We start from the raw sequence: 12,080 nt of genomic DNA, 5'->3' as shown, positions 1-12,080 counted from the left end.
TCCAGCGCGGCTATCGCAAATCCGGTATCCGCGAACTGATCCCGGGCCGGTGTGTCACCATGACGGGGCCGCCCGACCCGCCCCGAGGAGGATCCGACATGGTGAACCCCGATCGCGCCCGCTCCCGCACCTTCGTCGTGACCGGCGCCGCCTCCGGAATCGGGCTGGCCACCGCGCGACGGTTATTGGCCGAGGGCGGCACCGTCGTCGGCGCCGACCTGGCGGCACCGCCCGATGATCTGGGCCCGCGGTTCACGTTCGTGCCCGCCGACGTGACCGACGAGGCCGCGATCGCGGCGGTCCTGGACGCGGTGCCGGGCCGCCTCGACGGCCTCTTCCACGCCGCCGGTGTCGCCGGGGGAGGCCCGGTGCACCTGCTCGACCGCGCCGAATGGGACCGCGTGATCGGGATCAACCTCACCGGCACCTTCCTGGTCGCCAAGGCGGCCCTGGCCAGGATGATCGACCAACCCCGCGCCGAGGGTGAGCGGGGCTCGATCGTGACCGTCGCCAGCGTCGAGGGCCTGGAGGGCACCGCCGGCGGCAGCTCCTACAACGCGGCCAAGGGCGGCGTCGTGCTGCTCACCAAGAACATCGCCCTCGACTACGGGCCGAGCGGCATCCGGGCGAACGTCATCTGTCCCGGCTTTATCGAAACACCGATGGCGCACAGCGTGTTCAGCATTCCCGGGATGGAGGGCCCGCTCGCCTCCATCACCAAGGAGCACGCGCTGCAACGGCTGGGACAGCCCGAGGAGATCGCGGCGATGGCCGCCTTCCTGCTGTCGCCCGACGCCTCCTTCGTCAGCGGTCAGGCCCTCGCCGTCGACGGCGGCTACACGGCCGGTCGCGACCACGGGGTCGTCGAACTCTTCGGCTTTCCCAGCTGATACCACTGCGATTCAAATGCCACTAAGATTCGTCCATGAGCGGTGGATTAACCCCTGACCAAGCGATCGAGGCGATCCGGGGCGCCGGCGGCGCTCGGCCGGGCTGCCGCGCGCTGCATGCGAAGGGCACCCTGTACCGGGGCACGTTCACCGCGGCCCGCGACGCGGTAATGCTCTCGCGCGCAAGCCATCTCGACGGCTCGCCGGTCCCGGCGCTGATCCGGTTCTCCAACGGATCGGGCAACCCCAAGCAGCGCGACGGCCGGCCCGGCGTGCGTGGGATGGCGGTGAAGTTCACCCTGCCCGACGGCTCCACCACCGACGTCTCCACGCAGACCGCCCGGCTCTTCGTCTCCAGCACGCCGGACGGCTTCATTGATCTGCTCAAGGCGATGCGGCCCGGCCTGACGACGCCGCTGCGCATGGGCAAGCACCTGCTCACCCACCCGGGGCTACTCGGCAGGTTGCCCATCCTGCGGGAGGCCAACCGGATCCCGGCCAGCTACGCCACCACCGAATACCACGGCCTGCACGCCTTCCGCTGGATCGCCGCCGACAGCAGCGCCAGATTCGTTCGCTACCACCTGGTTCCGATCGCGGCCGAGGAGTACCTGTCGGTGTCGGACGCCCACGGCAAGGATCCGGACTTCCTCACCGACGAGCTGGCGACGCGGCTGGACGGTGGACCGGTGCGGTTCGACTTCCGGGTGCAGATCGCCGGGCCCACCGACTCCACGGTGGACCCGTCGTCGGCCTGGCAGAGCACCCAGATCGTCACCGTCGGCTCCCTGCAGATCACCGGTCTGGACACCGAGCGCGAACACGGCGGCGACATCGTGGTGTTCGACCCGATGCGGGTGGCCGACGGCATCGAGCCCTCCGACGATCCGGTCCTGCATTTCCGGACGCTGGCGTATTCGGCGTCGGTCAAGCTGCGCACCGGGGTCGAGCGCGGTGCCGAGGCCCCGCCCGCCTGAGCGGAGTAGTGGTCGCCCTCGGGACGAAATCGGCGGCAGGCTAAGGTTTTTCTTCGGTGTCGCCATTTCAGATGTTCCTCATATGCCTGGCCGGACTGGCGGCCGGGGCGATCAACGCGCTGGTCGGCTCCGGCACCCTGATCACCTTCCCGACGCTGGTTGCGCTCGGCTTTCCGCCCGTGACGGCCACCATGTCGAATGCGACGGGCCTGGTCGCCGGCAGCGTGTCGGCCACCTGGGGCTACCGAGCCGAGTTGCGCGGTCAGTGGGATCGGTTGCGCTGGCAGCTGCCGGCCTCGCTGGCCGGCGCGACGCTGGGCGCCTATCTGCTGTTGCATCTGCCCGAGAAGGGTGTTCGCCGAGATCGTGCCGGTGCTGCTGGTGCTGGCGCTGGCGCTGGTGGTGATCGGGCCGCGGATCCAGGCGTGGACCGCCCGGCGCGCCGCGCAGGCGGGCCGCTCACCCGAGCACGTCCCGCCGGGGCGGATGGCGACGCTGGTGCTGGGCACCTTCGCCGTCGGCGTCTACGGCGGCTATTTCACCGCCGCCCAGGGCATTTTGCTGGTCGGGCTGATGGGGCGTTGCTGCCGGAGTCGGTGCAACGCATGAACGCCGCCAAAAACCTCCTGGCCCTGGTGGTGAATGTGGTTGCCGCCGTTGCCTATACGGCCGCGGCGTTCGACCGGATCAGCTGGCCGGCCGCGGGGCTGATCGCGGCGGGCTCGCTGGTCGGTGGCCTGCTCGGGGCGCGTTACGGGCGCCGGCTATCGGGCAACGCGCTGCGCGCCATCATCGTGGTCGTCGGCCTGATCGGGCTGTATCGGCTGCTCGCGGTGGCCTGACGAGAATGGTTGTGCGGCAACGAGCTCAACTCAGCGTGGCCGCGGCGGCTTCGGCGATGACGTCCGCCACCTCGCCGCGCTGGCGCCACGCCCGAAGCTGCCGCATCGCCCCGTTGCCCCGCGTCGCGACGCGGTCGAGTTCGTGGACGACGTGCCCGTATTCCCCCAGCGACTCGAGCGCCGGGCGGACCCGTTGCACGAGCGCTCCCAGTTGCTCACGCGCCGGCACCGCCCCGCGGCCGTGGATCAAATCGAGTGTGTGCCCGGACAACCCGTCGTGCGCGGCCTTCCAATACGCCGCGCGCAGCGCGCCGGGCGGCAGGCGGCGGGCGTCGTCGGGTGAGTCGAGCGCCGTCATCACGGCGGCCCTGATCAACGTGGCCAGCAGCACGGTCTCGTCGACCGTGGCGGGCACGTCGGCCACGCGGACCTCCACCGTCGGGAACTCCGCCGAAGGGCGCACGTCCCAATAGATCATGTCCTTGTCGAGGATCACCCCGGTGTCGACCAGCATGCGTACCGCGTCGTCGTATTCGCCGGGCGAGGCGAAAAACGGCGGCGCTCCTGCGGCCGGCCAGCGCCTCCACAGCACGCTGCGCCAGCTCGCGTAGCCGCTGTCGGCGTTGCGGTACACCCGCGAATTGGCCGACAGCGCAAGCAATGACGGCAGCCACGGCCGCAGCCAGTTGCTGACATGGATGGCCGCGGCGCGGTCGGGCACCTGCACGTGCACATGGCATCCGCAGATGCCCTGCTCGTGGGCGATCATCCCGAACTCGTCGCCGATCCGGCGGTAGCGCGGGGTGTCGGTGACCGGGAACGCGTGCGGGGTGGCCGGCGGAAGCCCGCAGGCCAGCAGCTGGACGCCGACCGCTTGCGCGGCCTGCGCCGCGGTGCGCCGCAGCCGGCGCAGTTCCTCACCGAGCTCGGCGGCGCTCGCCGCCACGTCGGAAGTGGTTTCCACCTGGCAGCTGCTCAGTTCCAGCTGCAGCGCGACGCCGCGGCGCTCGGCCTCGGCCGCCACGTCGGCGTTGCGCGGGGACGGCTCACCGGTTCGCGGGTCGACGAGGAGAAACTCTTCCTCCGCGCCGACGGTGGGATGGCCGCTCATTCAGCCGATTACGGCCGAGCAGTGCCGTGTGGTTACCAGCGCGCGGCCGCGGACAACGCGGAGTCGACGGTGGGGTAGATGGGCAGCACGCCGCCGAGCCCGCACGCGTCGATGATGCGGGCGACGATCGGCTCGCAGCTCACCAGCCGCAGATCGATGCCGCGTTTCTGGCAGCGCTTCGCCTCGTCGGCGAGCACCGCGAACGCGCAGCAGCCCATGAACTCGAGCCCGGTGACGTCGACGACGAACGGGCCGGGCGCGGTGACGACGCCGGCGGCCTCGCTGACCAGGTGGCGCCAGGTGTGCTCGTTGCACGCGTCGATCTCGCCCCCCGCGTAGATCAGCACCGCCGGCCCGCAACGATCGGCCGTCGCCCGTAGCGTGCTGTGCGGATCGCCCAGCTCGTACACCAGCTTGGTGCTCAGCATGAGGTGAGTGGTGGGCAATTGTTCCGCAATGGCTGAGTTCATGATGGACCCCCTGATCGACCGGCGTCCGAGACGCCGCGAGGATGCCCGTCCTAGTGTCTGAAGACCGACTGTTCGCGGATGCGAATCTCATTTGTATAACGAGACAGGGCGGTCTGTCTACGGGTCCGGGGCTAAGAGTACGGTAAGGCCCGTATGACAACCTCCGATGTCGGGACGCCTGCCGCGTCGGCGCGTGAGCGCGTGCTGACCGCGGCATATGAGCTGTTCAGCCGCCGCGGCATCCGCGCCGTGGGCACCGACGAGGTGATCGCGCGGGCCTGTGTCGCCAGGGCGACGCTGTACCGCCATTTCGCCACCAAGACCGACCTGGTGCTGGCCGTGCTGCAGCGCCGCGAGCAGCTTTGGACGCACGGTTTGATCGAGGAGCAGTCGCGGCAGCGCGGTACCACCCCCGAGGAACAGTTGCTGGCGATCTTCGACGTCATGCACGACTGGTTCCAGCTCCGCGACGGATACGAGGGCTGCTCGTTCATCAACGTGCTGCTCGAAGTCGGGCCGGACCATCCGGCCGGACAGGCCTGCATCACCCACATCGACCACGTCCGCGACATCGTGCGCGGCCGCGCGATCGCAGCGGGGTTGACCGACATCGAAGACTTCGCGTCGTCGTGGCACATCCTGATGAAGGGCGCCATCATCCTCGCCGCCGTCGGGGACCTCGACGCGGCGAAACGCGCCCGCCGGATGGCCCGCGCCCTGATCGACGAACACCGGCCGCCGCTGGTGGCGGACACCAGCGAGGCCGTTTAGTCAGACCGTGTCGGCTTGCGTGGCGGCCTCCGCGGTCTTGCTGTGATGCTCGGCCTCCAATTCCGCAATCGCCCGTGATGTGCGCTCGCGCAACAGGATTGCCGCGGTGAGACCGGCCACCACGGCGACCACCAGCCCGATCCAGGAGAACCGCTCCAGCCAGCGTTCGGCCGCGATGCCGGCGAAGTACACCAGCGCGGTCGTGCCGCCCGCCCAGCAAATGGCGCCCGAGACGTTGGCCGCCAGGAACCGCGGATAGTGCATCTTCAACGCACCCGCCAGCGGCCCGGCCAGAATCCGCAACAGCGCGATGAACCGGCCCAGGAAGACGGCCCGCGCGCCCCACCGGTTGAACAGCTTCTCGGCGAGCGCGACGTGTCCGGGACCGAAATGCTTGGGGAATCGCCGGCCGAGCCGGTCGAAGAGCGGCATGCCGAAGCGGCGCCCGATCGCGTACCCGATCGAATCTCCGATCACCGCGCCGATCACCGCGGCGGCGCCGACCCCGATCGGATTGACGGCCAGGTCGTGATGCGACGACATCAGGGCCGCGGTCACCAACACGATCTCGCCCGGCAGCGGGATGCCCAGGCTCTCGATCCCGACCACACCGCCGACCACCACGTAGACGGCCAGCGGCGGGATCGAGTGCAGCAAGGGCTCCACATTCATGCGTCAAGGATGCCTGACCGGCCCACGATCCGCGCCCCAAGGTGCGCGTTTCAATTCGCTTGCGGCGCCCAGGCCCACGGGACGAAACCCACCTGCGTCCGGCGCCCACTGGTTACCGTTGAGCCATGCCACCCAAGCGCGAGCGCGCCGCACGGGATGTCGCCGCGGCGGCGCCCGCCGATTCGCTTGCGCCGCAGTATCCGATCGAATCGGTCGACAATGCGCTGCGACTGCTGTTGCTGCTGGGCGAACAACCCCAGATCCGGTTGAGCGAGGCGACCCGCTATCTGGGTGTGGCGTCGTCGACCGCGCACCGGTTGCTGGCGATGCTGGCCTACCGCGGGTTCGTCCGGCAAGACCCGGTGTCCAAGGCGTACCTGCCCGGCCCGTCATTGACCGGGGTGGCGTTCGCGATCTTCGGCCGCATCGACATCGCGCGATCCGCCGCACCCGTCCTGCGCGGCCTCAGCGAACAGCTGCGCGAGACCGTGCACGTCGGCATGCTGGACGGCGCCAGCGTCCGCTTCGTGGCCGCCGTCGAGGGGCCGGCCGCGGTGCGGGTGGCGTCCCGGCTGGGCCGCACGATGCCCGCGCATTGCACCTCGACGGGCAAGGTGATGCTGGCCCAGTTGTCGCCACCGGAATTGCGTGCGCTGCTGCCGCGCGAGCGGCTCGAGCGCATCACCTCGCATTCGATCGCCAGCCGCGCCGAGCTGGAAGCCGAGCTGTCGGGCATCCGCGAACGCGGCTACGCCACGAACCGGGAGGAGAGCGAGGAGGGCGTCGCCTCGGTCGCCGTGCCCATCCCTGCCCGGGCGCCCGGCCTGCGGCTCGCGCTCAACGCCGCCGCGCCGCAACACCGGCTGGACCCCTCCCGGTACCCGGCGGTGGCCGCCGCACTTGTCAACGCCGCCAAGGAGATTGGCGATCAGCTCGGCTAGCTAGGCCGGCGACGACGCGGGCCCCGACGGGAGCCGCGCCACTTCGTGGCGCCAGGCCGCCTCGGCGGTGAGCGCGGGCCCCAGATCCGGCAGGTCCTCCCAGTCCGCGTCGTCGATGTCGCGCAGCGTGCCGCCGGCCGCGCGCACTCGCAACGCCATGCGGGCCAGCGCGTCGAGGCTGATCGCCTGCAGCACCGCCTGCGGCACCGTGGCCGCGGCGCTGGTGATTCCGTGTCCGCGGCAGATCACCACGGGCGCACCGCGCATGGCCGCCACCATCTCCTTGCCCAGCCGCGAATCCCGGATCAGCACGGCGCGTTCGTAGACGGGGACACCGCCGCGCGCCAGCCAGGCGCCGGGAATGTCGTAGGCGCCGTAGATGGGCCGGATCGTGATGCCGGCCAAATCGGCGGCGACCACCGCCGGCGGGTGCAGGTGCGCGACGGCCGTGTGGCGCGGGTCGGCGAGCATGGTTTCGACGTGGATGGGCAGTTCGTTGGGCACCCGGTACCCGTCGAGTTCGCCTGGGGCGCCGGGGCTGCCGTCGAATCGGACCAGCCGGATGTCGCTGGGCCGGGTGAACGCCACCCCGTCGTCGGCGTCGCTGCGGCAGCGCACCAGCAGGCGCTCGTCGTCGACCCGCTGGCTCAGGTGGCCGAGGATGCCGTCGACCAGGCCGCGGGCGGCCGCGACGCGGCACCCCTGCGCGACCAGGGTTCGCTGCCGCTCCAGCCGGTCGGTCATGGTTCGGTCCCTTTCGGGTCGGGTTTCGTCGCGCCGAGGCCGAATCCGCCATCGGGACGCACGGTTTCGCCGGTGATCCCGCGGGAGCGGTCGGACGCCAGGAACACATAACTGAACGCGTGGTCTTCGCCGGTGAGCGCGACGTGCAGGGGAGTGCGGTCCGCCACCTCGCGGGCCCGGCCGGGTCTGTCGTCGAGCCGGGTGTCGCCCAGCCCCAGGCTGGCGAGGCCGCGCAGATCGGTGTTCAGCGTGCCGCCGGGCGCCACCCCGTTGACCCGGATCCCCGGCGCCAACTCGTGGGCCAGCGCCGAAACCAGGCCGCGCACCGCGAATTTCGAGGCGACGTAGAGCGCGCCGCCGCGTCCCGGGTAGAACGACGAGGCGGACTCGGTCAGCACGATCGAGGCCCCTTCCGCGTGCCGCAGCGCCGGGATCGCCGCCTTGACCGACTGCATATGGCTGAGCACGTTGGTGCGAAACATCTCGTCGAACGCGCCGGGCAGGTCGGGCGGGTCGATGTCGCCGATGCCCCTGTAGAAGTCGAAGATTCCGACACAGTTGACCAGCGTGTCCAGCCCACCGAAGGCGTCCACCGCGGCGGTGACGGCCCGTTCGTTGGCGTCGTAGGCGGTCGCGTCGCCCTCGGTCACCGGTGCGTCGGGCAGCTGCGCGCGCAGCGCGGCGCACTTCTCCGGAACGCGTTCCAGCGCGGCGACTTTCGCGCCCTCGGCGCGAAACGCGTCGAGGATGGCGCGCCCGATTCCCGAACCCGCGCCGACGACCAGTGCGCGCTTGCCCTCAAGCCAGCCCGTCATCGCGCTCCTCGGGATCGTCGGGCAGCAGCGGCGCGTGGGAATTGCCGACCATGGCGGCCAGAGTACGGGGGTTCTGCCAGGTCAAGGCCTCGACCTCGAGCGCGTCGAGGGTGATCGACTCCCCGGACCTGGGGGCGCTGATCAGCAGGCGTGACCCGTTGCGGGTGTCGATCCGGCGCACCACGACCTCGGTGAATTCGTTGGCGATCGTGATGGGTTCGTCGCTCATAGGAACACCGCCAGGTTCTGCATCCGTAGCACCGATTCGTCGGCGAGGATGGTGCGCCGCGCCAGCTTGAAGCGATCGCCACACCGGCGCAGGAGGTCCTCGCGCCCGCAGGACAGCAGGGCGGCCTCGTTGACGTCCCCGCGGCTGCGGAACAGCAGCTCGGCCGATTCGACGACCACGTCCTCGGAATCGTCGCACTCGAAGGTGCGCACGTTGGTGATGAAGTGCCGCAGCCGCGACGGCGGGTCCTCGGCCCACACGTGCTCGGTGCCCATTCGCGCGACCCGCTGGGTCAGGGAGTACTTGTCCTCATCGAAATGGGCCATTCCGGGCTCGGGAAAGGGCGACGCGTCGAATCCGGCGCCGCGCGCGGCGGTGACCCGCACCGGCATGGTGTAGCGGACGTCGTCGGTCAGCGTGTCCAGCCACGCCTCATACCGTTGGGCGTCGAGCAGGTACGCCTCGTCCACCAGGAACTGGTGCGCCTCGAGGTGTCGAGCGTCGCTGAAGGGCAGGGGCTTTCTCATGCGCCGGCCCCCTGCAGGTAGTCGGCCCACATGGTCAAAAGCGCTCGCTGGTTGTGCTCGTTGTAGCCGACCTGGGCGCGTCCGGGGCCGTGAAACGCGTTGGGCGCCAACGGCTCGACGACGGGTCGGTCGTCGGCGAGCAGGCCCATGCGGCTGTTCAGCAGCAGCCGCCGCGCCATCGAACCGCCCGCGGTGGTGGTCAGCGACACCCAGTTCTCCACATCGTCCTGTTCGAACATGCCCGTCGACCCGAAGCACATCAGATACGCCTTGTACGAATCCTGTTTGTACTGCGGGGGAGCGGCGGAGTCCACGGCGAACCACGAACACACTTCGGTCTCGTTCTCGCTGATGGGTTGCCACAACCGGATCGAGATGAACGGCAGCACCTCGTCATCGCGATCGCGCACCTTGGGCCAGTTGTGCACGAAACTCAGGTTCGGAAAGCAGGTCGCCGCGGAGATCATGAACCCGTCCTCACCGACGACCCGCTGCTGTTGCGGCGTCCACACGTCCTTGATCCGGCCGATCATCTCGGCGGGGTAGCCGACGTAGCCCATCCGCTCCTCGAAGCCACCGGGGGGCAGTTTGTAGGTGGTGCCCCCGCCGCGGTGCGCCCAGTAGGTGGCGCCGTCCTTGCGCTTCTGGGCTTTCGGCTCGCGGAACAGGCCGATCTCGACGATCGACGCGTGGGTGTGTGGGGTGTGGTACATGTCGCCGGCGAAGTTCTCCGCGCCGATCTTCCAGTTCGCTTTGATCCGCCAGCGCTGCGGCCCCCGCACCTCGACGCCGCCGGCGCTCTGCTTGGTGTAGTAGTCCAGGTAGAACCTGAAGTCGCCCAGGAAGTCTTCCAGCGGTTCGGCATTCGGATCCAGGCTGATGAACAGCAGGCCGTTGTAGCTCGCGAAATTCGGTGCGGGCAACAGGGTTTGGTCCTTGGCGAACCCCTCGTCGCCGCCGTAGGCCTCGCGGTGGAACGGCAGCCCGGTGAGCCGTCCGTCGTTGCGGTAGGTCCAGCCGTGGTACGGGCAGCGGAAGTTGGAGGCGTTTCCCATCTCCGCGCGACAGACCTGCATCCCGCGATGCAGGCACATATTGAACAGGGCCCGCACCTCGCCGGCGGAATCCCGGGTGATGATGAACGAGTCGTCGAGCACCCGGCGCACCACGTAGTCGCCGTCGTGCGGGATTTCGGACTCGTGCCCCACGAACGTCCACGCCCGGCCGAACAGCCGTTCCTTCTCCAGCGCGAACAGTTCCTTGTCGTTGTAGATGTGCGCGGGGATCATCCCGCGGCGCACGTTCTCGAAGACTTCGAGCAATCCGCCGTCCCGGTGCGCCATGACTCCCTCTGATCTACAGAAATACTCTCCGCTCAGAAGAATCCCGCAGTCTTCGGCGCCGGTCAACCGCCGGGCGCCCGCTTCGCCAGGTTGTCCGCAGAATCCTTGGGGCCTATTCACAGGTGGCGCGCAATTACAAGCCGGAAGCCCCCGGCTACCGTGGGTCACGGCGGCGGTTCGGCGTATGTGAGCGCGGAGTAAACTGCCGGTAATCGTTCGGTTTTGCGGTTATTAGCCGCTTATTTCCACTGATTTGAGGAAAGGCAGGGTGCGATGGTGGGTCGGCCACGCAGGGGTCGATTGCAGCAGGTCGGATCCAAGGTTCTGGCCGCTATCGGGCGCCAGGAGTGGATGGATCGGCCGAGCTATCGGTTCGAACACCTGCTCAGCTTCGCCTACAACGGGCTCGGCGGCGCCCGCAACACCGTCACCAACGCGCTCAACGGGGTCTGGCTCGGGCACCCGGTGCACCCGCCGTTGGCGTCGCTGACCAGCGGCGCGCTCGGCACGACGGTGGCGCTCGACGTCCTCAGCGTGCTGCCGGGCCAGCCCGCGTCCGAGGTCGTCGACGCCTCACGATTCGCCTCCCGCGCCCTCGGGGTCGGCATCCTGGCGAGCCTGGGCTCGGCCGTCACCGGCGTCACCGACTGGCAGCACACCCACGAGGAGGACCGCCGCGTCGGCGCGGTGCACGGCCTGCTGAACGTCGCCGCCACCGCGCTGTACATGCAGTCGTGGTGGGACCGTCGCAAGGGACGCCACGGGCGAGGCATCGTGCTCACCGCGCTGGGCTACGGCATCACCGTCGCCGGCAGCTACCTCGGTGGGGCGCTGGTCTTCGACTCCGGCATCGGCATCGACCAGTCCGGTCCGCGGCTGCGCACCTCCGCGTGGACGCCGGTGCTGCCCGCGAGCTCGCTCAACGGCAAACCGGTGCGCGTCGAGGTCGACGGTGTGGGCCTGGTGGTCTGTCAGACCAAGCCCGGTGAAGTCGCGGCGTACGGAGAATTCTGCCCCCACCTGGCCGCCCCGATGGCCGACGGCTGGATGGACCGCGGCCGGTTGGTGTGCCCCTGGCATGGCTCGTGGTTCGCCGCCGAATCCGGCGAAGTGGTGCGCGGTCCGGCGGCAGCGCCGCTGCCGTGCTACGAGGCCCGGTTGGTCGACGGAGTGGTCGAAGTCCGCGGTGAGCAGCAGCCCGCTCCCGGCGGCGCGATCGGAATCGCTAAAGGAGGAGCCAATTGAACGCCTACGACGTTCTCAAAGAACACCACATCGTGCTCAAGGGCCTCGGCCGCAAGGTCAGCGAGGCGCCGCTGAATTCCGAAGAGCGCCATGCCCTTTTCGACGACATGCTGATCGAGCTCGACATCCACTTCCGGATCGAGGACGACCTGTACTACCCGGCGCTGCGCGCGGCCACCAAGCTGATCGCGGTCGCCCACGCCGAACACCGCCAGGTCGTCGACCAGCTTTCCGTGTTGCTCAAGACGCCGCAGAGCGCGCCGGGGTATGAGGACGAGTGGAATTCGTTCAAGACCGTGCTGGAGGCGCACGCGGACGAAGAGGAACGCGACATGATCCCGGCCCCTCCGCAGGTGAAGATCACCGACGCGGAGCTCGAGGAGTTGGGCAACAAGATGGCCGCCACGATCGAGCAGTACCGCGGCTCGGCCGTGCACCGCCTGCGGACCAGGGGGCGCGCGGCGTTGATCCGCGCCCTGTAGGGGAGCATCGAGAGTAGCGTC

The 12,080-nt window shown here is 69.5% G+C and carries 14 protein-coding genes and 1 pseudogene; 7 read left to right on the top strand and 8 right to left on the bottom strand.

The window, feature by feature from the left end:
• The first annotated feature begins 98 nt into the window (after positions 1–98).
• The 3 genes and pseudogenes from OCU_RS41240 (at position 99) to OCU_RS41230 (ending at position 2,709) form a co-directional block, all read left to right on the top strand.
• Positions 99–890, top strand: a complete 792-nt coding sequence (locus OCU_RS41240) for an SDR family NAD(P)-dependent oxidoreductase (RefSeq protein WP_014380549.1) — start codon at positions 99–101, stop codon at positions 888–890.
• A gap of 35 nt (positions 891–925) precedes the next feature.
• On the top strand, positions 926–1,867 hold the full coding sequence (locus OCU_RS41235; RefSeq protein ID WP_014380548.1) for a catalase family peroxidase: 942 nt from the start codon (positions 926–928) through the stop codon (positions 1,865–1,867).
• A 71-nt stretch (positions 1,868–1,938) separates the two neighbouring features.
• A pseudogene (locus OCU_RS41230) lies at positions 1,939–2,709 on the top strand (sulfite exporter TauE/SafE family protein).
• Between the two features lie 25 nt (positions 2,710–2,734).
• On the opposite strand, the gene OCU_RS41225 reads toward OCU_RS41230, so the two are convergent.
• Both OCU_RS41225 and OCU_RS41220 read right to left on the bottom strand, forming a co-directional pair.
• Positions 2,735–3,820, bottom strand: a complete 1,086-nt coding sequence (locus OCU_RS41225; RefSeq protein WP_014380545.1) for a glutamate--cysteine ligase — start codon at positions 3,818–3,820, stop codon at positions 2,735–2,737.
• Positions 3,821–3,852: 32 nt separating this feature from the next.
• Positions 3,853–4,290: an anti-sigma factor antagonist gene (locus tag OCU_RS41220; RefSeq protein ID WP_009952641.1), complete on the bottom strand. Its 438-nt coding sequence runs from the start codon at positions 4,288–4,290 to the stop codon at positions 3,853–3,855.
• Positions 4,291–4,443: 153 nt separating this feature from the next.
• Between OCU_RS41220 and OCU_RS41215 the strand changes: the two genes are divergently transcribed.
• Positions 4,444–5,061, top strand: coding sequence for a TetR/AcrR family transcriptional regulator (locus tag OCU_RS41215; protein ID WP_041787080.1), 618 nt, complete (start codon positions 4,444–4,446; stop codon positions 5,059–5,061).
• On the opposite strand, the gene OCU_RS41210 is transcribed toward OCU_RS41215, so the two are convergent.
• Complete coding sequence (locus OCU_RS41210; protein ID WP_014380543.1) at positions 5,062–5,733, bottom strand: DedA family protein; 672 nt, start codon at positions 5,731–5,733, stop codon at positions 5,062–5,064. It lies immediately after the preceding gene.
• Positions 5,734–5,858: 125 nt separating this feature from the next.
• On the opposite strand from OCU_RS41210, the gene OCU_RS41205 reads away from it, so the two are divergent.
• Positions 5,859–6,674 (top strand): IclR family transcriptional regulator, encoded by an 816-nt coding sequence (locus tag OCU_RS41205; protein ID WP_014380542.1) that lies wholly within the window; start codon positions 5,859–5,861, stop codon positions 6,672–6,674.
• On the opposite strand, the gene OCU_RS41200 is transcribed toward OCU_RS41205, so the two are convergent.
• From OCU_RS41200 to OCU_RS41180, 5 genes are read right to left on the bottom strand one after another with little or no spacing between them, the layout of a single operon-like run.
• Positions 6,675–7,418, bottom strand: coding sequence for a class II aldolase/adducin family protein (locus OCU_RS41200; RefSeq protein ID WP_009952636.1), 744 nt, complete (start codon positions 7,416–7,418; stop codon positions 6,675–6,677).
• Positions 7,415–8,233, bottom strand: coding sequence for a 3-(cis-5,6-dihydroxycyclohexa-1,3-dien-1-yl)propanoate dehydrogenase (hcaB, locus tag OCU_RS41195; RefSeq protein WP_014380541.1), 819 nt, complete (start codon positions 8,231–8,233; stop codon positions 7,415–7,417). The genes OCU_RS41200 and hcaB overlap by 4 nt, the downstream gene beginning before the upstream one ends.
• Entirely contained in the window at positions 8,217–8,462 is a 246-nt protein-coding gene (locus OCU_RS41190; RefSeq protein ID WP_008258372.1) for a hypothetical protein, read from the bottom strand. Before OCU_RS41190 ends, hcaB begins: the two co-directional genes overlap by 17 nt.
• Positions 8,459–8,989 (bottom strand): 3-phenylpropionate/cinnamic acid dioxygenase subunit beta, encoded by a 531-nt coding sequence (locus tag OCU_RS41185; protein WP_014380540.1) that lies wholly within the window; start codon positions 8,987–8,989, stop codon positions 8,459–8,461. The genes OCU_RS41190 and OCU_RS41185 overlap by 4 nt, the downstream gene beginning before the upstream one ends.
• Positions 8,986–10,332: an aromatic-ring-hydroxylating dioxygenase subunit alpha gene (locus tag OCU_RS41180; protein ID WP_014380539.1), complete on the bottom strand. Its 1,347-nt coding sequence runs from the start codon at positions 10,330–10,332 to the stop codon at positions 8,986–8,988. The genes OCU_RS41185 and OCU_RS41180 overlap by 4 nt, the downstream gene beginning before the upstream one ends.
• Positions 10,333–10,605: 273 nt before the next feature.
• On the opposite strand from OCU_RS41180, the gene OCU_RS41175 reads away from it, so the two are divergent.
• Positions 10,606–11,577, top strand: a complete 972-nt coding sequence (locus tag OCU_RS41175) for a Rieske (2Fe-2S) protein (RefSeq protein ID WP_036459260.1) — start codon at positions 10,606–10,608, stop codon at positions 11,575–11,577.
• Entirely contained in the window at positions 11,574–12,059 is a 486-nt protein-coding gene (locus OCU_RS41170) for a hemerythrin domain-containing protein (protein WP_009952625.1), read from the top strand. The genes OCU_RS41175 and OCU_RS41170 overlap by 4 nt, the downstream gene beginning before the upstream one ends.
• Positions 12,060–12,080 lie beyond the last annotated feature (21 nt).

The sequence above is a fragment of the Mycobacterium intracellulare ATCC 13950 genome, from assembly GCF_000277125.1.
Lineage (GTDB): Bacteria > Actinomycetota > Actinomycetes > Mycobacteriales > Mycobacteriaceae > Mycobacterium > Mycobacterium intracellulare.
Note: the sequence above shows the minus strand (reverse complement) of the source record. Positions and strands in the feature narration are given on the sequence as shown.